Genomic DNA, 24,610 nt, shown 5'->3' with positions numbered 1-24,610 from the left:
CCGGCTCACTCGTAGCCGTGCGCCGCCTCGTTGATGACCTGGCTGGGCATGGTCGAGAAGTCCACGCTCAGCGGACGGACCGCCTTGGCCTCGAAGGTCTTGAGGACGTGCTCCAGACGGCGGCGCACCTCGCGCTCGGCCTCGGTCGATCCATCCAGCGCCAGGGGCGCCAGGCAGAAGTCGATGATGGCTTGCGGACGGGTCATGGGCTCCATGTCGTTTCCTTTCCTGTGAGGCGTGGAACTCAGGCGGCGTGGAACTGGGCGGTTTCGGTCGAGTCCTTCAAAGCCGTAGTCGAGGACTGGCCCGAGGAGATGACCGTGGCGACATCATCGAAGTAGCCGGTGCCGACCTCGCGCTGGTGGCGCGTGGCGGTATAGCCGGTCGCCTCATTGGCGAACTCGCGCTGTTGCAGCTCGGAATAGGCCGCCATGCCGCGATCGCGATAACCGCTGGCCAGTTCGAACATGCCATTGTTCAGGCTGTGGAAGCCGGCCAGGGTGACGAACTGGAACTTGTAGCCCATGGCCCCCAGCTCGCGCTGGAACTTGGCGATGGTTTCCTTGTCCAGCTTGGCTTCCCAGTTGAACGAGGGCGAGCAGTTGTAGGCCATCAGCTTGCCCGGATGCTCCTTCTGGACGGCTTCGGCGAACTTCCTGGCGTCGTCCAGATCGGGGTGCGAGGTCTCCCACCACAGCAGGTCGGCGTATTTGGCGTAGGACAGGCCGCGCGCGATGCAGTGATCCAGACCCGTGCCCGGCTTCAGACGATAGAAGCCCTCGGGCGTGCGGTTCTCGCGGTCGATGAAGGGGTGGTCCCGCTCGTCGATGTCCGAGGTGATCAGTTGGGCCGACTCGGCGTCGGTGCGCGCCACCGTCAGGGTCGGCGTGCCGCAGACGTCGGCCGCAAGACGCGCCGCGATCAGATTGCGCTCATGCGCCTGGGTCGGGATCAGCACCTTGCCGCCCAGGTGGCCGCACTTCTTCTCGGACGCCAGCTGGTCCTCAAAGTGGACGCCCGCGGCGCCCGCCTCGATGAAGGCCTTCATGATCTCGAAGCTGTTCAGCGGGCCGCCGAAGCCGGCCTCGGCGTCGGCGACGATGGGGGCGAACCAGTCACGCTTGGCGCCGCCTTCCGCGTGCTCGATCTGGTCGGCGCGCTGCAGGGTGCGGTTGATGCGGCGGCACAGTTCCGGCGCGGCGTTGGCCGGATAGAGCGACTGGTCCGGGTACATGGCGCCGGCCGTATTGGCGTCGGCCGCGACCTGCCAGCCCGACAGATAGATGGCCTTCAGGCCCGCGCGGACCATCTGCATCGCCTGATTGCCGGTCACGGCCCCCAGGGCGTTGATGTAAGCCTCGCTGTGCAGCAGCTCCCACAGACGGTTGGCGCCGCGCTCGGCCAGGGTGTGCGTGACCGGCACCGAGCCGCGCAGACGCAGAACGTCTTCCGGCGAGTAAGGGCGCTCGATGCCGTCGAAACGGCCGGCGGGCGAAGGAACCAGATCGGCGAAGGTCGTCATGTTCGTCTCGGTCTCGATAAGGCGCGGCCGCAGCCGCTGTCCCGAAGACCTGAACATGCATCCGTCACGAATGACACAGAGCTAGACGCATCATTCAAGTCAAACAGTCACATCATGACACTTGCCTTGAAGTCATGATGTGACATGATCGCGCCATGAACGCCGCCGCCGATCGCAAGCTGTTTCTGGGCGGCCGCCTCAAGCGGCTGCGGCGCGACCTTGACCTGTCGCAGACGGCGATGGCGGCCGACCTGGGCGTCTCGCCCTCTTATCTGAACCATATCGAGCGCAACCAGCGCCCCGTCTCGGCCCAGCTGCTGCTGCGTCTGGCCGAAACCTATGACGTCGACCTGAGGAACCTCGGCCAGTCCGGCGGCCCGGCGTCGGAGGCCGAACTGTCCGAGGTCTTCGCCGACCCGCTGTTCCAGGGCCTGGCCGTGCCCCGCCACGAGATCATGCAGCTGGCCGAGGATCAGCCCGCCGCCGCCGACGCCGTGCTGCGCCTCTATCGCGCCTTCACCGACCGCCGCGTGCGCGACCGCGCCGAGGTCGAGGCGGGCGGCGGCGCGGCGCCGACCGACAGCCCTTCGGAATGGGTGCGCGAATACGTTCAGGCCCGCCACAACCACTTCCCCGAACTGGACGCCCTGGGCGAAGCCCTGCACGACGCCCTGCGCGCGGAAGCCCCCGCCCCCGACGAAGGATTCGAGGCCCTGGCCCGCGCGCGCCTGTTCGCCCGCCACGGCCTGACCGTCCGCACCCTGCCCGCCGAGGTCATGGTCGAGTGGACCCGCCGCTTCGACCCGCACCGGGGGCGCCTTCTGCTGTCCGACACGCTCGGGCCGTCCTCGCGCGCCTTCGCCGTCGCCAACCAACTGGCCCTGATGGAGCACGGGCCTGAGCTTCAGGCCCTGACCGAGGCGGCGAACGCCCCCGACGTCCCGACGCGCAACCTGCTGAAGGCCTCGCTGGCCAACACCCTGGCCGCCGCCGTGCTGATGCCCTACGCCGCCTTCCAGCGCACGGCCGAGGAAACCGGCTATGACCTGTCCCGGCTACAGGCCCGCTTCGGCGTCGGCTTCGAACAGGTCGCCCACCGCCTGACCACCCTGTCGCGGCCGACGGCGCGGGGCGTGCCCTTCTTCCTGATGCGGGTGGATCAGGCGGGCAATGTGTCCAAGCGCTATGCGTCGGGCGCCTTTCCCTTCTCGCGCTTCGGCGGCGCCTGTCCGCGCTGGCGGCTGCACTCGGCCTTCCGCACGCCGGGCCGCATCGTCACCCAGATCATCGAGACGCCGGACGGATCGCGCTGGTTCACCCTGGCCCGCACCGTCGACCGTCAGGGCCAGGACGCCTTCACCGAGGGGCATGACCTCGCCATCGGCCTGGGCTGCGAGCTTCGCCACGCCCACCGCCTGATCTACGCCCGCGGTCTGGACCTGCAGAAGCCCGAGGTCACCCCCATCGGCCCGGCCTGCCGCCTGTGCGAACGCCACCCCTGCGCCGAACGCGCCGCCCCGCCGGTCGGCCGCGCCCTGACGGTCGACGACTGGTCCAAGTCGGTCAGCCCCTATCCGTTCGCCTAATCTCCCCTTCTCCCCGTGCGGGAGAAGGTGGCCGAGCGAAGCGAGGTCGGATGAGGGGTCTCTCAACCGACAGTGCAACCCCTCATCCGGTCCTTACGGACCACCTTCTCCCGCAAGGGGAGAAGGAAAGTCAGTGCGCCAGCATCAGCGCCACGGGCGTTTCGTTCAGCAAGGTCTGCGTCACCCCGCCGAAGATCCACTGCCGCATCCGCGCATGCCCCCAGGCGCCGGAGACCATGAGCCCCGCCCCCATTTCCTCGGCGCAGTCGATCAGCCGCCGACCGCCCGAGCGGTCGTCATGGGCGCGGGCGTCTGGTTCAGCCGCAATCCCGTGCCCCGCCAGCCAGCGTACGACATCCTGCGTCCGCAACCGGGCGCCGTCCATGTCTTCAGGGTCGCACAGTTCGACCACCCGCACCCCGTCGGCGCGCTTCAGCAGGGGCAGGGCCGCCTGCGCCGCCAGTCGGCTCTCGCGCGTGTCGGTCCAGGCCAGCAGCGCCGGGGCATCCACCATCGAACGGATCGGATTGGGCGGCAGCACCACCACCGGCCGCCCCGAGCGCATGGCCAGATCCGCCGGATGCGGCGCGCGCCAGGCGCTGGCCCCGCCCGCGTCGCGCCCGACCAGGGCCGCGTCCGCCGCCCGCAGGCAGCGCAGGGTCAGGCCGGTCGGGTCGCCGACGTCGCCGCGCCACTCGCCCTCGACGCCCGCCGCCTCGATCGCGCCCCGGAAGCGCTGCTCAGCGGACTTCAGCGTGGTTTCGTTGCGCGCCTGCTGAGCCGCCATCACCTCGCCCAGAAGAATGCCCGCCCCATAGGCGTCGGCCACCGGCGTCTCGGGCGCGCAGGCCGACACCCCGATCAGCCGCGCCCCGTGAGCGCCGGCCAGTGCGCAGGCCTCGGTCAGGCGGGCGGGGTTGTCGGCTTCATCGTCGACATAGACGATCAGACTGGTCCAGGGCATGGGGGCCTCCTGCTTCAGGATACGCCCCATCAACGCACAAACCGCCGTTCCGCGCCTTGAGCAGGATCAATTCGCCAGAATGACGCGACCGCCCTCGACCCGGTGCGGCACGCCCGCGCGGCGGAACAGGCTGGCGATCTCGGCGGCGGGATCGGCCGCGCCCTGGTCCAGCATCCGCCCGATGTCGGCCGCCAGCGTCGGATCGCCCGACACGCGCGTCAGGGCGTTCAGCCATTCGGCGCGGCTCAGCACCCCGTCCCGGCGGTTGGCGTCCAGCAGAGGCCGCAGGAAGCCGAACCAGTCGCCGCCGTCGCGCCGCTTCTGCGCCCCCTCGGCCGTCATCGCGAAGACGGCGCCGCAGGCGTAATAGGCGCGGTGTTCGCCCCGCACGCCCGCCTCGGCCACGCCGCGCCCCTGGCTCAGGGTCACGCAGTCGTCGACCTCTTCCTGCAGGGCCTTGCGGTCGTCATAGGCCGGGTCCAGCGCCTTCAGCGCCCGCACCGCCATCAGGTCGGCGCCGCCCTCGGTGATCCAGGCGTCGCGCGCGAACTCGTAGCGCACCGTCTGGCCCAGCCAGAAGTGGGCGCTCTCATGGCCGATGAACCAGCGGGACACCCGCTCCATCTCCGCCGTCGGCCGGGTCACGCCGGTCCCCTCGAACGACATGACGATCAGACCCGGCAAGACGCTGCCGCCCATGCTGGTCATCCGCTCGGTCGGGCCGTTCCACGACACCATGACCACCGGATTGTCGCCGCCCGAGCCGGGACGTCCCAAGCGTTGCAGGTAGAACTGGCCCACGCGCGGGGCGAAGTCGCGGATCTTCTCGCCGATCCAGGGCGGCAGATTGGGGTCCATGACCGTGGTCAGCCCCTCGCCCGGCGTCACCCGCGCCTGTCCCAGCAGGACATAGGAGCGCTCGCCCGTCGTCGTCAGTTCGGCGTGGCGCTCGCCATTGAACAGCACCGGCCCGTCCAGGTCGCGCCAGGTCACGCGCGACGCCCCGCCGTCCAGATTGACGCCGTTGAGGTCCGCCGGCATCGCCTCCGCCGCCTCGGGCGAGCCCAGAGCGAAGACGTCCATCTGCCGCGTCGGCAGGGCCACCGCCCCGTCCGAGAAGACCAGGGTCTTGTATTCCGCCTCCAGCTCGACCGCCTTGGGCGTCACGCTGAAACGGACGTGGCGCGGCACGGGACCGCCGTCCGCGCTTCGGATGATGTCGTAATGGCCGCGTCGCTCCATCACCACGCCGGGCGTCTCAACCGTCCACTGGCGCGGCCGCCACGGCTCGCGCACCTCCGAGATCAGGGCCGAGTCCATGAAAGCCCAGACCACGGCGTCGCGGTTGAAGACGTAATCCACCGTCAGCCGCCCGTCCTCGCGCGTCACCGTCACCTGCGGCGCCGCCTCGACGTTCCAGGGGCCGGGCGCAGGGCTGGCGGCGCAGGCGGTCAGCAGGGCGACGACAGAAAGGGCGGTTGCAGACAGGGCTTTCAGACGCACGAAGAGCAGTCTCCTACAAGGAACGGCGCAGCTTAGGGCTCCCAAACGTCGCCCGTCACCTTACGGTTTCCTCAGCTTTACGCCCGTTCGAGGGCGCGGCCCGCCGCCCCAAGCGCCTCAGCCATCACCGTCTTCAGCCGGTCCGGCTCCAGGATGGTCGCCTGCTCGCCCCAGGTGAACAGATGCCAGGCCAGTTCGCGCATGCCCGAGGCGCGGAACCGCACCACGACCGATCCGTCGGCCCGATCCTCGATCGTCTGGGTCGGGTGCCAGCGCCAGCCGCGCGCCTCGTCCGCCCCCTCGGGCGCGATACGGACGGCGACCTCTTCGATCTCGTCCTGATAGATGCCGAAGGACTGGCTGGCGAAGGCGCCCAGGTCGAAGTCTTCGGGCGGACGCGCCGTGCCCTCGCCCGCCTCGACCGCGCTCATCCGGTCCAGACGGAAGGTCTGGATGCGCCCGCTCTCGCGGTCGGCGGCCACCAGATAGTTGGCCCGCCCGAACATCAGGCCGCACGGGGTCATGGTGCGGGTGCGCGCCTCCGCCCCCGGCCGCGCGTAGATGAAGTTCAGCGGCCGCTCGGCCAGCACCGCCCCGCGAATCTCGGCCAGCACCGTCTCGTCGGCGCTGGGGCGCGGCCCGGCCTGAACGGCGATGGTCTCGGCCCGGACCAGAGCCTCCAGATCGGGCGCCATGCGGTTCAGGGTGGTCGAGCGCATCGCCGCCTTCACCTTGCGCTCAAGGCTCTCCAGCGCCGCCGCCCGCGCCGGTTCGCCCGCCGCGCGCAGGGCGGCCGCCGCCTTGGTCAGCTCCAGCATTTCGGTGGCCGTCGGGGCCTGTTCAAAGGCCGACAGCCCGCCCCGAATGCGCCAGCGTTTGGTCGGCGGGTCCGACACCTCCTCGACCTGCGGGAACAGCATCAGCACGGCGTCGCGCATCCGCTCGGCCGTGCGGCGCCCGACGTTCAGCTGTGCCGCCATCTCGTTCAGCGTCAGCCCCTCGGCGCTGGCCGCCATGCCCCGCGCCAGATCGATGACCATGGCCGCCTTGTCGTGCCGCAAATGACTTCTCCACAGATATACGTCCGAAACTGGCGCAATGCTGTCGCATCTTCATCCTGTCAGCAAGAGGCGACCGCCTCCGCACCAGGAGTTTTCCCCTATGGCCTTCGTCCGCACCCCCACCGTCCAGAAGCCCGCCCGCAAGACCTTTTCCGATCGCTACATGATCGTGCCGTGCGAGACCGAGAGCGACCTGGCCGTCATCTGGGACCGTCAGGAGGAACAGGTCGTGGACGTCATCAGCGCCTCGACCAGCCGCTACACCAACGAAGACGCCCTGTGGGACGAGTTCCACACCCCGCCGTTCAACGCCCGGTCCGACTGGCGCGCGGCGGCCTGAGCCGAGAAGTTTGCGGAACTCCCGCCCCCGCTCCGACGTTGCGCCAGCGTGGCCATATGCCGCCACGCCCAAGGGGAGCTGAAACCATGTCCTCGTCCAACGCCGCGCCTTCGCTGGAAGGCTTCGTCAAATCCGCCTTGCATCGATCCTGGTGGCTGCTGTTGTTGCGTGGGATCGCCGCCGTGGCCTTCGGCGTGCTGACCTTCGTCTGGCCGCAGATCAGCCTGCTGACCCTGATCATGGTCTACGGCGTCTACGCCCTGATCGACGGCGTTCTAGCCCTGATCGCAGCGATCCGGGGCGGCGGGTTCGTCCCGCGCTGGTGGCTGGCGCTGGGCGGCGTGGTCAGCATCCTGGCCGCTGTCGTCGCCTTCGCCTGGCCGGGCCTGACGGCCCTGGTCCTGGTCTATCTGATCGGCTTCTGGTCGATCCTGCGCGGCGTGCTCGAGATCATCGGCGCCATCCGTCTGCGCAACGAGATCGCCAATGAGTGGACGCTGGGCGTCGCCGGCGCCCTGTCGGTGATCTTCGGCCTGATCCTGGTCTTCATGCCGGGCGCGGGGGCCCTGGGTCTGCTGTGGCTGATCGCGGCCTGGGCCGTGCTGTTCGGCCTGCTGCTGATCTGGGTCGCCTTCAAGGTCAGGAAGCTGGCGAAGGCTTAAAGACCGCATTGCGCGCCGCGACCCGAGCGCGGATTTCGGCGCGCATCCGCTCCAGTTCAGCCGCATCGATCAGGCGGCCGCGCAGCACCACGGCCTCGGCGTCGCGCGTGGCGCTGACGTCGGCCAGCGGGTCGGCCTCCAGCACCAGCAGATCGGCCGACTTGCCCGTCGCCACCGCGCCGTAACGCTCGCCCTGGTTCAGGAAGCGCGGCCCGTCCACGACCGAGCCCGCCAGGGCCTCGCGCGGCGTCAGGCCCAGCGACACATAGAGCTCCAGCTCGTCGTGCAGCGAAAAGCCCGGATAATTGAACGAGTTGAGGAAGCCCGCGTCCGTCCCGGTCAGGATCGTCACGCCCGCGTCGCGCAGCATGGGCAGGGTGCGTGCGGTGACGTCCTTGACGAAGTGGCGGTCCTCGACCTGCTGCGGCGTGGCCTGGGCGGCGCGCTGGACGCGCCAGTCATAGGTCGCCCGGATGCCCGGCCCGACATAGGCCAGGCCGTCGTCGTGCGTGTGGTCGTCCTTGTCCAGATTGGCCAGGGTGGTCGAGCCGTAGAGGGTCGGTGATACCGCCGTGCCCAGCTCCGCCAGCCGCGCATAGACCCGGCGCGCCGTCTCCACGTCGAAGGTGTCGGCGTAACGCCGCATGGTCTGGGCGTAGGTGTATTCGCCCGCCAGATAGTCGGCCGCGATGGCCGCCTCATCGCGCGAGCCGGCCTTCATGGCGTAGTCGAGGTGCTCGATCGACGACAGGCCCGCCTCGGCCGCCGTCAGCACCGTGATGCTGGCCGGAATGTGGGCCGAGGTCTTCATGCCCCGTTTCTTCGCCTCGCGCACGGCGTAGAGGAAAAGCTCGGGCGTCAGGGTGTTGTCGGTGATCTTGACGAAGTCGACGCGCAGGGCCTGAAGCCGGTCCAGGGCTGCGTCCACCTCCGCCTCGCTGCCCGTCTCGATCACGCCCTTCCAGACGGGGGCGACGCCCTCGATCTTGGGGCCGGAGGTGAAGATGCGCGGCGCATCGGCGGTCGGCGGCGACGCGCGCCAGTCCAGCACCTGCTGCGCCAGGTCGCCCGCCGCGTCGCGCACCGCCACCACGCCGTTGACCACGAACAGCGGCATCAGCTCGGCGTTCTCCTCGATCAGGGGCTCGCCGCCGCCGAAGTGGACGTGCATGTCCCACAGGCCCGGCATGACGTAGCGGTCGCCCAGATCCCACGTCCGCGCGGCCCGATAGCGGCCCGCCTCGCCCTCAGGCCCCACGGCCACGATGTCGCCGCCGCGCACGGCGACCAGTTGATCCGGCGTCGTCGTTCCCTTCTCGACATCGACCACCGTGGCCGAGGTCAGCAGCAGATCGACCGGCTGGACCGGCGTTTCGGCGGCGGCCAGCGGCGCCAGGGCGCAGGCGGACAACAGGGCGGAGGCGGCGATCAGGAAGGTGCGCATGAATCCGCTATAGTCCGTTGGCCGCCGTCGGCAAGCCAATCACGGATAGCGGCGTTTCATCTCGTCCCAACTGGCGACGCAGAGGTCGCGCAGCACGCCCATGTCCGCCTGATCCAGCCGCTTGATGTAGAGGCAGGCTGTGCTGGTCGTATGCGGCCCCAGCCGCGCCAGCATGGCCTCCATCTGCGGGGTCGAGGCGAGATAAAAGGTCAGCGCCGCCTTGCGCGGCGAAAAAGCCCATGCGCGGCCAGTGGGCGCTCTTGCCGTTCGCGGTGACGTTGGCGTAGCGGCCGAAGCCGACGATGGACGGCCCCCACATCACCGGCGCCTCGCCCGACGCCGCCTGCATCAGGGCGCACAGCGTCCGCCCCTCCTCGCGCCGCCGCGCCGGTTCGACCGTCGCCAGAAAGTCCTCGACCGAGGCGTCGGTAGGCTTGGTCTTCGGCTCGCTCATTCCGGCCTCCCGCTCAGGACAGGCCGTCACCTTGCGCCTGTCCGATCCGCCCCGCCAGACACCATCCGCCGACCGCCCGCGTCCTCAGCCAGCCGCCCGCCGGAACCGTCACCCACTGACCCGATCCCGCCGCCAGGGTCTCGCGCCGCACGCCCGTATCCGTGGCCAGCTCGACCTCAAGCGCCGCGCCCATATAGGCGGTCCACAGCTCCTCGGCCTCGACCACGCGCCAATCGGGCGACGCCTCGGGCGTCAGCAGGCGATAGGCGCCGACCGCCTCTCCGCGCGCGGCGGCGTCCGCCCCCGCCATCGGCCGCCCCCAACCGCCCTCGACCAGCGGCCGCAGCCCCAGGTTCTCGACGACCTCTTCGAGCGTGAAATCCGCCTCGCCTTCCATCCAGCCGCTAGTGAGGTGCTTCGCCGCCTGCGTCCACGCGCGGACCGCGCTCCTGCGGCGTGACAGGACGCCAGCGGCCGTTCTCGAACACCACCTCGTCCCCGCCGCGCCAGGGCACGCGGCTCAGCGGCCCGCCGGTCAGGCCGTAGCCGACGATCGCGTATCGCACGCCGGGTTTCAGCGGCGCCGACGCCACCGTCGTTTCGAACCCCTCGGGCGTCTCGCCATAGACCACCTGCCTCAGACCCCGGCAGTCGCGGCCGCGCGCCTCGATCGACCAGACCGGGCGCATCATGGCGTTCGACCGCTCATGCACGGCGATGCCGCCCAGGCAGGCCTTCTCGGGCTTGGCGGGATCGACGCCGAAGGTCGCGACTGGCCGTTCCAGCCCGCCGCTGATGTTGACCGGGATCATCGCCGAGCACGCGGCCAGGGCGACGGCCGTCGTCGCCAGCGCCGCTCCGACGCGCCAAACCGCGCCGCGTTTCATCGCCCTCGTCCTCAGCAGCGGCCGTAGGGGACGTAGCCGACCTCGATCTCGTCAATGCGGACGGCCTTCAGCTCGCGCACCGCCATCTGGTCGAAGTCCGCGCTGCAGTTGAAGCCGGTGTCGATGACGTAGTCCTCGCCCTTGGCCGCCTTGATGGCGTCGCGGATGCGGAAGGAGGCGTCGATCGTGGCGTCGCTGACCATCACGGCCGAGGCGCGAATGCCCGGCGACACGCGCGGACCGGCGCTTTCCAGATAGAGCCACGGGTCGGCCGCATTGCCGCACAGCATCAGGCAGTCGGCCTTGAAGTCGGCGTTGCCGCGCGCGGCGGCGAACTCGCCCATGGTCAGGTCGATCTTCTGCGGCAGATCATAGTCCTTCAGCGCCGCCAGGGCCTGGGTCGAGCAGGCCGGCGTCATCGGCACGGCGTAGCCGACGACCTCATCGCCCTCGGCGCGGACGCGGACCGTGCAGCCGCCGATCTCATAGGTGCGTTCCTTGTCCTGAACCGTGCGGGCCGGACCCAGCTTGGATTCCAGATAGGCCACCTGCACGCCCATCATCTGGTCGATGGTCGGCGCGCCGCCCGTTGCAGGCGCGGCTTCAGGCGCCGCCTGGGTCGCCTCGGCCGGAGCGTCAGCCTTGTCGGCCGTCTTCTCCGCCTGACCGCAAGCGGCCAGTCCCGCCAGCACGCCCAGCACGGCGACGGTTTTCAGTCCTTGGAATGCGGTCATGATCTCTCCACGGCTCAGGTTGAGCGTCGCAAGCCAACGCACCGCCGCGCGAAGGGTTCTCGCGCACGACCGTCAAAGGGCCTTCACGATGCCTTCGACCATCTTCTTGGCGTCGGCGAACAGCATCATGGTGTTGTCGCGGAAGAAGAGTTCGTTCTCGACCCCGGCGTAGCCGCTGCCCATCGACCGCTTGATGAACAGGACGGTGCCCGCCTTCTCCACGTCCAGCACCGGCATCCCATAGATGGGCGACTGCGGATCGGTCTTGGCCGCCGGATTGGTCACGTCGTTGGCGCCGATGACGAAGGCCACGTCGACCGAGGCGAACTCGCTGTTGATGTCCTCCAGCTCGAACACCTCGTCATAGGGGACGTTGGCCTCGGCCAGCAGGACGTTCATGTGCCCCGGCATCCGGCCCGCAACGGGGTGGATGGCGTATTTCACCTCGACGCCCTCTTCCTTCAGCGTGTCGGCCATCTCGCGAAGGGCGTGCTGGGCCTGCGCCACCGCCATGCCATAGCCGGGCACGATGATGACCTTGGAGGCGTTCTTCATGATGAAGGCGGCGTCTTCGGCCGAGCCCTGCTTGACCGGCCGCGTCTCGACCGCCCCGCCGCCCGCCGCCGCGCCCGTCTCGGCGCCGAAGCCGCCCAGGATGACGCTGATGAAGCTGCGGTTCATGCCCTTGCACATGATGTAGCTGAGGATCGCGCCCGACGACCCGACCAAGGCGCCGGTGATGATCAGGGCGATGTTCTCCAACGTGAAGCCCAGCGCCGCCGCCGCCCAGCCGGAATAGGAGTTCAGCATGGACACCACCACCGGCATGTCCGCCCCCCCGATGGGGATGATCAGGGTCGCGCCCAGGATCAGGGCGATGGCGAACACGCCCCAGAAGGCCCAGATCGCCGTCCCGCCCGTCCCGATCAGGATGCCGATCAGGAAGACCAGGGCCAGCGCCAGGGCGATGTTGATGAGGTGCCGCGCCGGCAGGATGATCGGCGCCCCGCTCATCCGCCCGTCCAGCTTGGCGAAGGCGATGACCGATCCGGTGAAGGTGATGGCCCCGATGGCCACGCCCAGGCTCAGTTCGACGATCGACAGGGTCTTGATCCCGCCGGTCGCCGTGACGATGCCGAAGGCGTCGGGCGCATAGACCGCCCCCACCGCCACCAGACAGGCCGCCAGGCCGACCAGCGAGTGAAACGCCGCGACCAGTTGCGGCATGGCCGTCATCGGCACGCGGTTGGCGATGACCGCGCCCGCGCCGCCGCCGACCACGACCCCGCCAGCGATCAGGGCCAGGGTCAGGGGGTCCAGGGCGCCCGACGTCCCCAGCGTCAGCAGGGTGACGCCGACGGCCAGGGCCATGCCGACCATGCCGAGGGTATTGCCCCGTCGGCTGGTCACAGGGCTGGACAGCCCCCTGAGCGAGAGGATGAACAGAACCCCCGCCGCCAGATAGGCCAGCGCCGCGATCGATGCGTTCATCCCCTCCCCCCTTGTTTCATGCCTAGATCAGAAAACGTTGACCACGGCGGGCGCCGCGCCGTTGGTGCCGGCGGCGGTCGCCTGGCCGTTCTTGACCACAGCCACGCCGACCGGACCCTGGCCGCCCGTCTTGGTCACGCGGCAGCTGCCGTTATCGCCCGGCAGGCGTCCGGCCATCCGGCCCGAGCCGGTGTGGTTGATGCGGTTCATGTGCACGCCCCTGATGGTCACCGGGGCGAAGCCGCACTCCAACGTCCAGCTGGCGCCCTGGGGCGCGGCCACCGACCAGTGCAGGCCGGTATAGGGGTCATTGCCCACTTCACGCGCGGATTGCGCCGAGGCCGCGCCGGCGATAGCGGCGGCCGACAGGGCCAGGACGGAGATCAGGGAAGCTTTCATCACGCAATACTCTTCGAGGTTAACGTTTGACGGATTGGGTGCGCGACAGACGCCACAGCGCCGCCGCGATGAACAGAGGCCCCAGCAGGATCATCGCCCAGTCGAAGACCGTCATCTGACGATCCTGAATGATGATGCGCGTCAGGACGGCGGCGAACACCAGCACGACCCCGCAGTCCTGGAACCGCAGGCGCCCGATGGGGTCTTTCACCCGCACCCAGCTCCAGATCCACAGGGCCACGCCCAAGCCGGTGACGGCCCAGGAGGCATAGAAGGCCAGCAGGATAGGCGACAGGGTCACGAGGCGGCGGAACCTTCAGGCAGACGCTTGCGCCGCGCCCAGATTATACGAACGCCGCTCCAGGCGATGAAGAGGGTGAACACCACGGCGCCCAGCGCCGCAAACTGGTCTCCAGCCGCCATCAACCCCGCCGCGCGCCAGATCAACAGGGCGACGCCGATCGGAAAGAAGACCAGAGCCAGGCCCAGCTCGACGCGACGACGCGCCTCAGCCGACAACCTGCCGCCTAACGCAGCGGCCGCCAGAACCACCAACACGGCGACGGCCAGAAGAACCAGGATCAGGCCGTTGATAAGATTGTACATCAGGCGCGCTCCTTCTTCTTGTACATGGCCAGCATGCGGCGCGTGACCATGAAGCCGCCGAAGATGTTGACGCTGGCCAGGGTCACGGCGGCCACGCCCGCGCCCTTGGCGATCCACGCGTTCGGCCCGCCCGCCTGCGCGCTCATCGCCGCCGCCGCGATCAGGCCGCCGACGATGATGACGCTGGAAATGGCGTTGGTCACGGCCATCAGCGGCGTGTGTAGCGCGGGCGTCACGCTCCAGACGACATAGTAGCCGACGAAGATCGACAGGACGAAGATCGCCAGGCGGAAGACGGTGGGATCGACGTGTTCCATCATCCCCTCACTCCTTCATGCACCACGACGCCGCCGTGGGTGACGACGGCGGCCTTGAGGATTTCCTCCTCCAGGTCGACCGCCAGGGCGCCGTCCTTGATCATCAACCCCAGGAAGGCGACCAGGTTGCGCGCATAAAGGGCGCTGGCGTCCGCCGCGATGCGGCCGGGCATGTTGCTCCAGCCGACGATCTTCACCCCATTGGCCGTGGTCACGACCTCGTTTGGCTTGGAGCCCTCGACGTTGCCGCCCGCCTCGACCGCCAAGTCGATGATGACCGAGCCCGGCTTCATCGAGGCGACGTGCGCCGCCGTCACCAGCTTCGGCGCCGGGCGGCCGGGAATCAGGGCCGTGGTGATCACCACGTCCTGCTTGATGATATGGGCGGCGGTCAGTTCGGCCTGCTTGGCCTGATACTCGGCCGACATGGCCTTGGCGTAGCCGCCCGCCGTCTCGGCCGCCTTGAACTCTTCATCCTCGACGGCGACGAATTTGGCGCCGAGGCTCTCGACCTGTTCCTTGGCGGCGGGGCGCACGTCGGTGGCGGTGACGACCGCGCCCAGGCGCCGCGCCGTGGCGATGGCCTGAAGCCCCGCGACGCCCGCGCCCATGACGAAGGTCTTGGCGGCGGCCACCGTCCCGGCGGCCGTCATCATCATAGGGAAGCCCTTGCCATAGGCGTAGGCCGCCTCGATCACCGCTCGGTATCCGGCCAGATTGGCCTGAGAGGACAGGGCGTCCATGACCTGGGCGCGCGTGATGCGCGGCACGAACTCCATGGCGAAGGCGGTGGCGCCTGCGCCCCTCAACGCCTCAAGCGTGGCCTTGTCGCGCCAGGCGTCCAGCAGGCTGACGACCACCGCGCCGGGTTTCAGGGCGCTGATCTCCGACGCCGTCGGACCGCGCACCTTCAGAAGCACGTCCACCCCCGCCAGCGCCGCCGACAGGTCCGGCTTCACGCTAGCCCCGGCCTCGGCGTAGTCGGCGTCAGGCAAGGATGAGCCGAGGCCCGTCCCGGCCTCGACGCTCACCGTCGCGCCCAGGGCGATCAGCTTCTTCACCGTTTCAGGCGTAACAGCGCAGCGCGTCTCGCCTTCACGGCGTTCGCGGGTCACGGCGATGGCGACGGCCAAGCGAATCCCTCCCACTCCCCAGGGTCGAACCGACGTTAGGCCTAAGGTCGAAGGATCGTCAAACAAGCAAAAGGCCCGCCGGATACGCCGACGGGCCTTGCTGCATCCAATAGAGGGATCGCCCTTAGTGCGCCTTCTTGCTCTTCAGCATGAAGTAGCCCGCCACCGACAGCACCGCGCCGCTGATGAAGGCGGGCACGAAGCCGGCGCCGACGGCGAACCACACAGTCAGGAACAGGATCAGCACGGCCGTGGCCAGCGACAGCCACTTGGTCAGGCCCATGAACAGGCTCCAGGTCCAGGCCTGTTCCGAGATGTTCATATCCCCGTGGACGTGGGGGGCGGTCGCTTCAGCGTGCTGGTCGGCCATGGGGCATCCAAAAAAAGAGTCGAGATTTCGACGGCTCTTATAGCGAGGCCTGCGCGCGGCTCAAGCCCGTCAGGATCAAGGGCGCCTCAGTCGAGGCTTTCCAGCACCGAACGCGCGAAGGCGGCGACGTCGAAGGGCTTGCCCGCCGGGTCTTCGCCGCGCCGCACGATCACCACCTGGCGGCTGGGCACGATCACCACATACTGCCCCCGGTTGCCGAAGGCGGCGAAGGCGTCAGCGGGCACGCCTTCGGAGCGGTTCATCAGCCAGAAGGTCGCCCCATAGCCGAAGTCGCCCGTCGGCGGCTGCGGCCCGGTCGGGGCGGCGACATAGTCGCGCCAGCCCTCCGGCAGGAGGCGCTCGCCCTCCCACACCCCGTCCTGCAGATACAGCTGGCCGAAGCGGGCCAGATCGCGCGCCGTGGTCCAGACCTGGCTCGACAGGATGTAGTTGCCGCGCCAGTCGGTCTCGGCCCAGGTGTGCGTCATGCCCAGCGCATCGAACAGTTCGGCGGGCGGATGGGCGGTGAAGGTCGGGGCGGCGGCCATGGTCGCCAGCAGGGTGTCGTTGTTGGCGTAGCGATAGACCGTCCCGACCGGCGCCAGCAGCGGCCAGCCCGGCGCCTGCTCATCGACGGCCACGCCGCCAAAATAGAGGCCGTCGGTGCGGTTGCCCGCCGTGTCGCTGGTCAGGCCCGACGACATCCGCATCAGGGCATCGACGGTGATCGCCGCGCGCGGATCGCCGGGGCGGCTCCAATTGGCGATGGCGGCGGGCGCCTTCACATCCAGTTCGCCGCGCTGAACCGCCGCGCCGATGACGGTTCCGGCCAGGCTCTTGGCCACCGACCAGGTGCGCTGGGGCGTGTTCGGGCCGAAGTCGGCGGCATAGCGTTCCGCCACCCGCTTGCCGCCCTGCATGACCACAACGCCTGTGGTGTTGGTCCCTGCGCCGAAGCCCTGATCGAAGGCGCGCGCGACGGCGGCCTCCAGCGCGCGAGCGTTCCCCTTGGGCCGCGCGGTCGGCAGGTCCGGCGCCGAGGCCCGGCGCGCCAGCGGCGTCCGCTCAGGCGCGGCGCCCGGCGCATAGCCCATCGGCTCGATGACGCAGCCGCGCCCGTCGGTCCAGGTCGCGACGCGCGGCGGAGCGGCCTGATCCCAGGCCACGGTGACGGCGTTCCCGGCCATCTCGGCCTTCATGCTTCCGACCAGCGGCTGAAGCTCGGGATAGACGCCGACCAGCTCGTTCGCCTCGACGCTGGCGACCGTGCGATCGGCTCCCGCCGCGCGCGCCGAATGCAGGGCGCTGCACACCGTCAACGCCTTATAGCCCGCCGCCAGGGCGCGGTGATTGGCGGAAGGTTCAGCCGTCTGGGCGAAGCCCGTCGTCGGCAGGGCGAGGACGGCGGCGAGAACAAGCACACGGGACACAGATTTCATGCGGCCACGCTTCAACGCCGCGCTCCGCCTGTCAACGCCCTTTCCCTTCTCCCCTTGTGGGAGAAGGTGGCAGGCGGAGCCTGACGGATGAGGGGTTGCGGGACATTAAGGTCAGCCCCCCATCAAGCTGCGGAGAACCCCCTCATCCGGCCCTGACGGGCCACCTTCTCCCACAAGGGGAGAAGGAAGTCAGAGCGCCTCGAACCGATCGATCAGGCCTTCCAGCCGCTTGGTGCCGATGGTCCAGAAGGCCGGGTCGCGCGGGTTCAGGCCGAACGGCTTCAGCGCCTCGACATAGGTCCGCGCCCCGCCGCCCGACAGCAGGTCGCGATACAGGGGCGTAAAGGCCGCCGGATCCTTGGCCCGCGTCTCCATCAGCGCCGCGACCAGCAGGTCGCCGAACGCATAGGCGTAGACATAGAAGGGCGCGTGGACGAAGTGGCTGACATAGGCCCACCAGTCCTCATAGCCGGTCAGGTCCACTGCGGGCCCGAGGCTGGCGCCCAGCTCCTCCATCCAGATCTCGCGGATGCGCTCGACCGGCACCTCGCCCGCCGCCCGCTCGTCATGGAAGCGCGTCTCGAAGCGGTGAAAGGCGATCTGGCGCACCACCGTGTTCAGCCCGTCCTCGATCCGGCCGGCCAGCAGGGCGCGCTGCTCGTCCGGCGTCGCCTCGGCCAGCAGGCGGTCGAAGGTCAGGCCCTCGGCGAAGATCGACGCCGTCTCGGCCAGCGTCAGCGGCGTATCGGCCAGCAGGCTGCCCTGCCCCGCCGCCAGCGTCTGGTGCACCCCGTGGCCCAGTTCATGCGCCAGCGTCAGCACGTCGCGCCGCTCGCCCATCCAGTTCAAGAAGACATAGGGGTGCCGATCCGCCGTCACCGGGTGAGCATAGGCGCCGGACTGCTTGCCCGCACGCGCCCGCGCGTCGATCCACGGCCGGTCGAAGAACCAGCCCGCCCGCTCGGCGAAGTCTCCGCCCAGATCAGCAAAGCTGGACAGCACCACCGCGCGCCCGCCCGCCCAGTCATAGGCGCGCGACGCCGCCGCCTCGATCGGCGCATTGCGGTCCCAGTGGGCCAGCCGATCCTTGCCCATCGCCTTGGCCTTCAACGCATAATAGCGATGCGCCAGACGCGGATAGGCCTGCGCCACCGCCTCGGCCATGGCGTCCACGCTCTCGCCGTCGACTTCATTGCCCAGATGGCGGCTGTCGGCGGGGCGTTTGAAGCCGCGCTTGCGATCCTCCAGCGCCTTTTCGGCGGCGACGGTGTTCAGCACCATGGCCATGGTCCGGGCGATGCCGGAAAAGGCCGTCGACAGGCCCTCGCCCGCCGCCTGACGCTTGGCGCCGTCCGCGTCGCTGAGACGGTTCAGCCCCTCGGCCAGGGTCAGCTCCTCATCCCCCACGGGTGCGCGCAGCACGGCCAGGGTCTCGTCGAACAGGCGCGGCCACTGCGCCTGAATCGGGCCGCGCTCAGCGATGAAGGTCTCCAGCTCGGCCGACAGTTCATGCGGCTTCATCGCCCGCACCCGGCGCAGCCACGGCGCCCAGCGCGCGGCGGGCGCATGAGCCGTCAGCGCCGCCTCCACCGCCGCCTCGTCCAGCGCATTGATCTCCAGCGTCAGCCAGACGGTCGGCGTGGCGATGACCGTCAGCTTCTCGCGCACATCGGCCTCGAAGCCTTGCGCCGCCGCATCCTCGCGGTTGGTCGAGGCGGCCAGGAAGGCGTAGGCGCCCAAGGCCCCCATCACGTCCGCCGCCTGCTCATAAAGCCCGATCGCCTCGTCCAGCGCCCGACCCAGTTCGGCGCCCGACAGCGCGGCCAGCCGCCCCTGCCAGGCGTTCATCCGGTCGACCAACGCCCTGGCCCGCTCCAGATCGGCGGCGATGCGCGCATCCTCGCGCGAGGCGTAGAGGTCGGACAGATCCCACAGCGGGGCGTCGGCGAATTCGGTCGTTTTGACGGGCGCGTTCATGCCCTTGGTTGTGGGGAGGCGAAGGGCGCGATGCAAGCCGCCCTTCTCTCAGCAGGTCAGTCTCAAACCAGGACGATGAAAAGCGTCTTCCCTTCGCCCGCAAAATCGAGCACTGTTCAAATATGACCCATACCGCCCTCGACCCCACCGGCCGCGCCTCGCTGGAAGGCGCGCGCGGGCTCGCCGCCATCCGCATCGGGATCGGTCTGATCCAGGGGCTGGTTCTCTATCTGCTGTATCGCTCGGCGTCGGACGCCACGGCCCTGGCCTGGCCCGCAACCCAGCCTTCGCTCTTCGCCGCCCTGGTGCTGGCGGCGGCGTTCGCGCCGATCATGCTGCTGGCGGGCGTCGGGCGGATGGGATGGAAGACGCTGGCGCTGTGGGGCGCGGTCGCGGCGGCGGTTCTGGCGCTGCTGGGCTGGCACGACGCAGCCCAGCAGGCGAGCGACTATTTCCGCCCGCCCTATCTGCGCTTCCCGGTCGTGGCCTTCGCCGCAGCCGCCCTGTTCATCGCCCATCACCTGATCGTTCCGGCCGTCCAAGGGCGACGCTGGATCGCCGACTACGACGACTATTTCGACACGGCGTGGAAGGCGGGCGTGCAGTTGGTGCTGTCGCTGGGCTTCACCGGCGCCTTCTGGCTGCTGCTGTTCCTGGGCGCGGCCCTGTTCCGCGTCATCGGCCTCAGCTTCCTGAGCGACCTGTTGGGCGAGGAGTGGTTCTCCATCCCCGTCACCTGCCTGGTCTTCGCCGTGGCGGTGCAGCTGACCGACGTGCGCGGCGGCCTGATCCGGGGCGTGCGGACGGTGGCGCTGATGCTGTTGTCCTGGCTGCTATTGGTCATCACCGTCCTGGTGGCGGGCTTCCTGGCCGCCCTGCCCTTCACCGGCCTGGACGGGCTGTGGAAGACGGGCAGCGCCACGGCCCTGGTGCTGTCGGCCGCCGCCGCCCTGATCGTGCTGATCAACACCGCCTATCAGGACGGGCGCGAGGACAATCTGCCGCCCGCCGCCCTGCGCCTGGCGGTGCGGGTCGCCTCGGTGCTGCTGACGCCGCTGATCCTGATCGCGCTCTGGGGCCTGTCATTGCGTATCGGCCAGCACGGCCTGACGCCCGACCGCATCATCGCCTCGGCCTGCGCCCTGGTCGGCGTCCTGTACGCCGCCGGATACGGCTGGGCCGCCCTGTCGCCCCTGTGGCGCAAGACCGCCTGGATGAAGCCGCTGGAGCGCACCAACGTCCTGGCCGCCGTCCTGACGGTGCTGGTCATCCTCGCCCTGTTCAGCCCCCTGGCCGATCCGGCCCGCCTGTCGGTCAACGACCAGACCGCCCGGCTGAAGCGCGGCGCCGTCAGCGCGGCCCAGTTCGACTACGCCTTCCTGCGCTTCGGCGCGGGCAAGACGGGACGCGCGGCCCTGGCCGAGCTGGCGAAATCCTCCGACGCCGAGATCGCCCGTCGCGCCAAGGCGGCCCAGGCCGTGACCTCGCGCTATGACATAGAGGAAGCCGCCCTGCCCCCGCGCGCGCCGAACATCGCCCCGTGGCCGGAGGACAAGCCCCTGCCCGCCGCCTTCCTGGCCCCGGCGCCGTCCGGCGATCCGCGCTACGCCTGCAACAGCGACTACAACTGTCTCGCCGCACAGCGCGACCTGAACGGCGACGGCCGCGACGAAATCCTGTTGGCGACCACTTACAGGATCGCCCTGTTCGCTCAGGGCGCCGACGGCCGCTGGGTCCATCAAGGCGACTATCAGGTTCCGCATTGTCCCGGTCCCGGCGGCCGCGATCTGCGCGAGTCGCTCAAACACCCCGACCTGAAGACCGCCGCATCGCCCTGGCCCGATCTGAACATGGGCGCCGTGACCGGGCGGCTGCAGCCGGAAGCCGTCTGCCCGAAGCCCGGCCCCGTTAACCCCTGACTCAGGTCTCCGAAACCCGATCTTCATTCCCTCCGTTCTAGGGTTGTGTCGAAACGAGCCAGTCCCGACCCAATGAGGACGGCCGTTCGATGGTGATGTTGAAGGGTGTGCTCCAATGGCCAAGACCGTTCTGGTCGTCGACGATGATCCCACGCAGCGCCGCCTGATTCAGGCGGTGCTCGACCGTGAAGGCTATGCGGTCGTCCACGCCGAAAGCGGGGGCGAGGCCATTGACCGTCTGACCAAGGGCGGCGGCGCCGACGTGGTGCTTCTGGATCTCGTCATGCCCGGCCTGTCGGGCATGGAGGCCCTGGCCGAGATGCGCACGGCGGGCGTGGCCACGCCGGTCATCGTGCTGACGGCCAACGGCGGCATCGAGACGGTGGTCAAGGCCATGCAGGCCGGGGCCCAGGACTTCTTCGTCAAGCCGGTCGGCCCCGACCGCCTGCTGGTCGGCGTCCGCAACGCCCTGCAGATGACCCAGCTGACCGCCGAGATCGGCCGCCTGAAGAAGCGCGCCACGGGCCGCTCCTCCTTCGACGACATGGTCGGCGACAGCGAACCCATGCGGATGGTCAAGGCCCTCGGCCAGCGCGCGGCCAAGTCCTCCATCCCCGTGCTGATCACCGGCGAAAGCGGCGTCGGCAAGGAGGTCATCGCCCGCGCCCTGCACGGCGCCTCGGACCGGGCGGGCAAGCCCTTCGTCGCCGTCAACTGCGGCGCCCTGCCCGCCAATCTGGTCGAATCCATCCTGTTCGGCCACGAGAAGGGCGCCTTCACCGGCGCGCACGAAAAACACGCGGGCAAGTTCGTCGAGGCGAACGGCGGCACCCTGTTCCTGGACGAGATCGGCGAATTGCCGCTGGACATGCAGGTCAAGCTGCTGCGCGCGCTTCAGGAAGGCGAGGTCGATCCCGTCGGCGGCAAGCGCCCGGTCAAGGTCGACGTCCGCATCGTCTCGGCCACCAATCGCGACCCGGCCCAGCAGGTCAAGGAAGGCGCCTTCCGCGAAGACCTCTTCTATCGTCTGAACGTCTTCCCGATCGAGGCGCCGGCCCTGCGCGAACGGCGCGAGGACATCCCGGCCCTGGTCGAGCACTTCATCGCCCGCTTCAACGTCGAGGAAGGCAAGCGCGTCGCGGGCTGCTCGCCCGAGACCCTGGCCCTGTTGCAGGGCCACGACTGGCCCGGCAACGTCCGCCAGCTGGAGAATGCGGTCTATCGCGCCCTGGTCCTGGCCGACTCGCCCCTGCTGCAGCCGCACGACTTCCCGGCCATCTCGGGCGTCGCCGTGCCGCTGGACGCCGTGGCCGCTCCCCGGAGCGGCGAGCACGCGCCCGCCTCGGCGTCCGAGTCCGCCTCGAGCGATGAGGACGCCCAGCACGACAGCCCGGTCCGCATCACCGATGACCGCGGCCACGTCCGCACACTGGAGCAGATCGAACGCGACCTGATCCAGCACGCCATCGAGGTCTACTCCGGCCACATGTCCGAAATCGCCCGCCGCCTGGGCATCGGCCGCTCCACCCTCTATCGCAAGGTCCGCGAACAGGGCCTTGAGGAACAGCTCAAGGAAGCCGGCTGAGAGGCCCGAAGACCACAGGCGCAGGAACCCTCGCGCGCGCCTGACGCTTCCCTAGTGGGATTTCACACAGGGGCTGCACCATGGACGCACATTTCCGACTGGACGGTCACGTCGCCCTGGTGACGGGCGCCGGGGCCGGAATCGGCCGCGCCATCGCCGAGGCCTTCGCCGCGGCGGGCGCCGCCGTGGCCGTCACGGACCTGGATGCAGCCAAGGCCGTGGCCGTGGCGGACGGCGTGGTCCGGGCCGGCGGACGCGCGGTCGGCCTGGCCTGCGACGTCACCGACGAAGCCCAGCGCATCGCGACTGTCGAGGCCGTAGTCGCGGCCTTCGGCAAGCTGACCCTGCTGGTGAACAATGCGGGCGGCGGCGGCCCCAAGCCCTTCGACATGCCCATGAGCGATTTCGAGCGCGCCTATCAGCTCAACGTCTTCGCCCCCTTCCGCTTCATGCAACTGGCGGCGCCGCACATGCAGGACGCAGGCGGCGGGGCGATCCTGAACATCACCTCCATGGCCGGGGACAACAAGAACGCCCGCATGGCCTCCTACGGTTCGTCCAAGGCGGCGGTCAGCCACCTGACCCGCAACGTCGCCTTCGACCTGGGACCGCGCGGCGTTCGCGTCAACGCCATCGCGCCAGGCGCGATCAAGACCGACGCCCTGGCCGGCGTCCTGACGCCCGAGATCGAACAGGCCATGCTCAAGCACACGCCGCTGGGCCGCCTGGGGCAGCCCGAGGACATCGCCCGCGCGGCCCTGTTCCTGTGCTCGCCCGCCGCGTCGTGGATCAGCGGCCAGATCCTGACCGTCTCCGGCGGCGGCGTTCAGGAACTGGACTGACCCACGATGCTTGAGGCTTCCAAACGGCGGCGGTTCCGGCCACAGGTCTCCCCTCCAGTTCAACCGGGGGGAGCCCGCCATCTTGTTTCGTCATACCGCCGCCGTTCTGACCGTGGCGTCCGTCGTCATCCTGACCGCCTGCTCCAACGCCGAGGCCCCGCCCTCGGCTGAAGCCGGCGCTTCCGCCCTTTCCAAGGCCGCCCTGCCGTCCGAGTGCGTGGATCACCCGCTTCTGGCGGCCATGCCGACGGTCCAGACCATCGCCAGCAAGCCGCTGACCGAGGTCGAGTGCCAGCCCTTCTCCATCTCCATGACCTATGGCGAGCCGGGGACCAGCGCCGAAATCCTGCTGATCGATTCCAAGGCCCCCGTTCCCGAGGAAAGCGGCCCCATGTCCGGCCTGCTCGCCGCGGCTCAGGAGACCGCCTTCAAGAGTGTCGGCGCGGGCGTTGAAATGACCAAGGGCCTGCGCGAAGCGGCCCTGTCCTCCCCGCCCGCCCTGGCTTCGATCGGCGGCGAGGACTATCTGCCCGTGGTCATGGACGCTCCGTCCGGCGAGCCCATCGTCATCGGCGTCGAACCCAAGGATTCAGGCGGCCGCGTCGGCTCGGTGATGAGCGCGCTCAAGGGCCGCTACGGCCTGACCATCCATATCGAACAGGACGCCTTGTCCGGCGCGGCGGCCGCCCGCACGGCCTATCAACCCTATCTGTCGGCCATGCGCCTGAACGCCCTGCCCTGAATGCGATTGGAAGGGCGGCCGAGTTCGCCTCCGCCGCCCTTCGCCATCGTTTCGCTGTCCCCGAGTCAGTTCCGGCTGACCGTCAGGGCGTAGGCGCCTTCCGATCCCCGGCGCGCCGTGGCGCGCGGCTGGAACGGGGTGATGACATAGGTCGTGTCCTTGGCGGCCTTCAGCTCGGCCGTTTCGCCCTCGACCTCGCCCCGGAACACGGCCGCGCCGCTCTGGTCCGCCGCGTCGCTGATGTTGAAATACAGGTTGGTGTTGGACGGTTTGAAGGCGACCTTCAGCGTCTGTCCCGCCGCGATGGGTACGGCGTAGACCGGCGCCGCATAGCCCTTCACCGTTCCTTCCTTCGTCACCGATCCGGCCCGCTCGAAGGTCAGCACCTCCAGCGTGGAGCCTTCCTCGCGAACGAAGGCGCGCGCGGCGGCCTCGTCGACGACAGGCAGGGTCGGGACGGCGTTCGGCGTCGGGCTGACCGCCTGGGGCGCCGCCGCCGGGCCGCCGCTGAGATCGACCGTCGCCTCAGACGCGGCCTCGGGCGCCGCCCCCGGACGATCGCCGCACGCCGCCAGCGCCAGGCTCAAACTCAGAAGGCCGCCGGTCAGGGCGGCGGGGGCGAAGGGTTTCATT

At 69.5% G+C, this 24,610-nt stretch carries 27 protein-coding genes; 7 read left to right on the top strand and 20 right to left on the bottom strand.

All coding sequences use genetic code 11. The features are described 5' to 3' along the window. Window positions 1-5 precede the first annotated feature (5 nt). Window positions 6-215 (bottom strand): hypothetical protein, encoded by a 210-nt coding sequence (locus FGL25_RS04065; protein ID WP_003165718.1) that lies wholly within the window; start codon window positions 213-215, stop codon window positions 6-8. Between the two features lie 29 nt (window positions 216-244). After that, window positions 245-1,522 carry an isocitrate lyase gene (gene aceA, locus FGL25_RS04060; RefSeq protein ID WP_138141031.1) on the bottom strand — a complete coding sequence of 426 codons (1,278 nt, stop codon included), beginning with the start codon at window positions 1,520-1,522 and terminating at the stop codon, window positions 245-247. 155 nt (window positions 1,523-1,677) lie between these two features. Between aceA and FGL25_RS04055 the strand changes: the two genes are divergently transcribed. Continuing rightward, window positions 1,678-3,108, top strand: a complete 1,431-nt coding sequence (locus FGL25_RS04055; RefSeq protein WP_138141030.1) for a helix-turn-helix domain-containing protein — start codon at window positions 1,678-1,680, stop codon at window positions 3,106-3,108. Between the two features lie 130 nt (window positions 3,109-3,238). Here the strand turns inward: FGL25_RS04055 and FGL25_RS04050 are convergent, their stop codons facing one another. The 3 genes from FGL25_RS04050 to FGL25_RS04040 form a co-directional block, all read right to left on the bottom strand. Further along, window positions 3,239-4,072, bottom strand: coding sequence for a universal stress protein (locus FGL25_RS04050; protein WP_167493282.1), 834 nt, complete (start codon window positions 4,070-4,072; stop codon window positions 3,239-3,241). 66 nt (window positions 4,073-4,138) lie between these two features. Next, window positions 4,139-5,575, bottom strand: coding sequence for a hypothetical protein (locus tag FGL25_RS04045; RefSeq protein ID WP_138141028.1), 1,437 nt, complete (start codon window positions 5,573-5,575; stop codon window positions 4,139-4,141). A gap of 77 nt (window positions 5,576-5,652) precedes the next feature. After that, window positions 5,653-6,636: a helix-turn-helix transcriptional regulator gene (locus FGL25_RS04040; RefSeq protein WP_436835248.1), complete on the bottom strand. Its 984-nt coding sequence runs from the start codon at window positions 6,634-6,636 to the stop codon at window positions 5,653-5,655. Between the two features lie 100 nt (window positions 6,637-6,736). On the opposite strand from FGL25_RS04040, the gene FGL25_RS04035 reads away from it, so the two are divergent. Further along, on the top strand, window positions 6,737-6,976 hold the full coding sequence (locus FGL25_RS04035) for a hypothetical protein (protein WP_003165726.1): 240 nt from the start codon (window positions 6,737-6,739) through the stop codon (window positions 6,974-6,976). A gap of 86 nt (window positions 6,977-7,062) precedes the next feature. Continuing rightward, entirely contained in the window at window positions 7,063-7,638 is a 576-nt protein-coding gene (locus tag FGL25_RS04030) for an HdeD family acid-resistance protein (RefSeq protein ID WP_046653288.1), read from the top strand. On the opposite strand, the gene FGL25_RS04025 is transcribed toward FGL25_RS04030, so the two are convergent. The 14 genes from FGL25_RS04025 to FGL25_RS03960 all read right to left on the bottom strand — a co-directional run bounded on the left by FGL25_RS04025 (window position 7,616) and on the right by FGL25_RS03960 (window position 18,889). After that, on the bottom strand, window positions 7,616-9,082 hold the full coding sequence (locus FGL25_RS04025; protein ID WP_138141027.1) for an amidohydrolase family protein: 1,467 nt from the start codon (window positions 9,080-9,082) through the stop codon (window positions 7,616-7,618). The two genes, FGL25_RS04030 and FGL25_RS04025, sit on opposite strands and share 23 nt — an antisense overlap. Window positions 9,083-9,089: 7 nt before the next feature. After that, window positions 9,090-9,536: a hypothetical protein gene (locus FGL25_RS04020; protein WP_197733799.1), complete on the bottom strand. Its 447-nt coding sequence runs from the start codon at window positions 9,534-9,536 to the stop codon at window positions 9,090-9,092. 13 nt (window positions 9,537-9,549) lie between these two features. Next, window positions 9,550-9,933: a cupin domain-containing protein gene (locus FGL25_RS04015; protein ID WP_138141026.1), complete on the bottom strand. Its 384-nt coding sequence runs from the start codon at window positions 9,931-9,933 to the stop codon at window positions 9,550-9,552. 7 nt (window positions 9,934-9,940) lie between these two features. Next, window positions 9,941-10,423 (bottom strand): hypothetical protein, encoded by a 483-nt coding sequence (locus tag FGL25_RS04010; protein WP_138141025.1) that lies wholly within the window; start codon window positions 10,421-10,423, stop codon window positions 9,941-9,943. Between the two features lie 11 nt (window positions 10,424-10,434). Further along, complete coding sequence (locus FGL25_RS04005; protein WP_252970009.1) at window positions 10,435-11,157, bottom strand: hypothetical protein; 723 nt, start codon at window positions 11,155-11,157, stop codon at window positions 10,435-10,437. A 72-nt stretch (window positions 11,158-11,229) separates the two neighbouring features. After that, window positions 11,230-12,648 (bottom strand): NAD(P)(+) transhydrogenase (Re/Si-specific) subunit beta, encoded by a 1,419-nt coding sequence (locus FGL25_RS04000; RefSeq protein ID WP_138141023.1) that lies wholly within the window; start codon window positions 12,646-12,648, stop codon window positions 11,230-11,232. Window positions 12,649-12,675: 27 nt separating this feature from the next. Next, complete coding sequence (locus FGL25_RS03995; RefSeq protein WP_138142365.1) at window positions 12,676-13,047, bottom strand: hypothetical protein; 372 nt, start codon at window positions 13,045-13,047, stop codon at window positions 12,676-12,678. 19 nt (window positions 13,048-13,066) lie between these two features. After that, on the bottom strand, window positions 13,067-13,348 hold the full coding sequence (locus FGL25_RS03990; protein ID WP_046653284.1) for a hypothetical protein: 282 nt from the start codon (window positions 13,346-13,348) through the stop codon (window positions 13,067-13,069). Continuing rightward, window positions 13,345-13,653: a hypothetical protein gene (locus FGL25_RS03985; RefSeq protein ID WP_138141022.1), complete on the bottom strand. Its 309-nt coding sequence runs from the start codon at window positions 13,651-13,653 to the stop codon at window positions 13,345-13,347. The genes FGL25_RS03990 and FGL25_RS03985 overlap by 4 nt, the downstream gene beginning before the upstream one ends. Beyond that, window positions 13,653-13,970 (bottom strand): NAD(P) transhydrogenase subunit alpha, encoded by a 318-nt coding sequence (locus FGL25_RS03980; RefSeq protein ID WP_003165738.1) that lies wholly within the window; start codon window positions 13,968-13,970, stop codon window positions 13,653-13,655. Before FGL25_RS03980 ends, FGL25_RS03985 begins: the two co-directional genes overlap by 1 nt. After that, window positions 13,970-15,103, bottom strand: a complete 1,134-nt coding sequence (locus FGL25_RS03975) for a Re/Si-specific NAD(P)(+) transhydrogenase subunit alpha (RefSeq protein WP_138141021.1) — start codon at window positions 15,101-15,103, stop codon at window positions 13,970-13,972. The genes FGL25_RS03980 and FGL25_RS03975 overlap by 1 nt, the downstream gene beginning before the upstream one ends. A 124-nt stretch (window positions 15,104-15,227) precedes the next feature. Continuing rightward, a complete protein-coding gene (locus FGL25_RS03970) occupies window positions 15,228-15,473 on the bottom strand; it encodes an aa3-type cytochrome c oxidase subunit IV (protein ID WP_046653279.1) in 246 nt (81 codons plus the stop codon). Window positions 15,474-15,559: 86 nt separating this feature from the next. Continuing rightward, complete coding sequence (locus tag FGL25_RS03965) at window positions 15,560-16,912, bottom strand: serine hydrolase domain-containing protein (protein ID WP_138141020.1); 1,353 nt, start codon at window positions 16,910-16,912, stop codon at window positions 15,560-15,562. Window positions 16,913-17,101: 189 nt separating this feature from the next. Continuing rightward, complete coding sequence (locus tag FGL25_RS03960) at window positions 17,102-18,889, bottom strand: M3 family oligoendopeptidase (RefSeq protein ID WP_138141019.1); 1,788 nt, start codon at window positions 18,887-18,889, stop codon at window positions 17,102-17,104. 122 nt (window positions 18,890-19,011) lie between these two features. On the opposite strand from FGL25_RS03960, the gene FGL25_RS03955 reads away from it, so the two are divergent. From FGL25_RS03955 to FGL25_RS03940, 4 genes are all read left to right on the top strand, one after another. Beyond that, the gene (locus tag FGL25_RS03955; RefSeq protein WP_138141018.1) at window positions 19,012-20,808 is read left to right on the top strand and encodes a DUF4153 domain-containing protein; all 1,797 of its coding nucleotides are present in this window, start codon (window positions 19,012-19,014) and stop codon (window positions 20,806-20,808) included. 115 nt (window positions 20,809-20,923) lie between these two features. Next, the gene (locus tag FGL25_RS03950; RefSeq protein ID WP_088410088.1) at window positions 20,924-22,393 is read left to right on the top strand and encodes a sigma-54-dependent transcriptional regulator; all 1,470 of its coding nucleotides are present in this window, start codon (window positions 20,924-20,926) and stop codon (window positions 22,391-22,393) included. A gap of 80 nt (window positions 22,394-22,473) precedes the next feature. Then, a complete protein-coding gene (gene hdhA, locus FGL25_RS03945; protein ID WP_138141017.1) occupies window positions 22,474-23,235 on the top strand; it encodes a 7-alpha-hydroxysteroid dehydrogenase in 762 nt (253 codons plus the stop codon). Window positions 23,236-23,317: 82 nt separating this feature from the next. Further along, window positions 23,318-23,977, top strand: a complete 660-nt coding sequence (locus tag FGL25_RS03940; protein ID WP_138141016.1) for a hypothetical protein — start codon at window positions 23,318-23,320, stop codon at window positions 23,975-23,977. A gap of 65 nt (window positions 23,978-24,042) precedes the next feature. On the opposite strand, the gene FGL25_RS03935 is transcribed toward FGL25_RS03940, so the two are convergent. Further along, entirely contained in the window at window positions 24,043-24,609 is a 567-nt protein-coding gene (locus FGL25_RS03935) for a hypothetical protein (protein ID WP_138141015.1), read from the bottom strand. Window position 24,610: the final 1 nt, after the last annotated feature.

Source organism: Brevundimonas vancanneytii (assembly GCF_901421975.1).
Lineage (GTDB): Bacteria > Pseudomonadota > Alphaproteobacteria > Caulobacterales > Caulobacteraceae > Brevundimonas > Brevundimonas diminuta.
The sequence above is the reverse complement of the archived record's forward strand: the minus strand, read 5'-3'. Positions and strand labels throughout refer to the sequence as shown.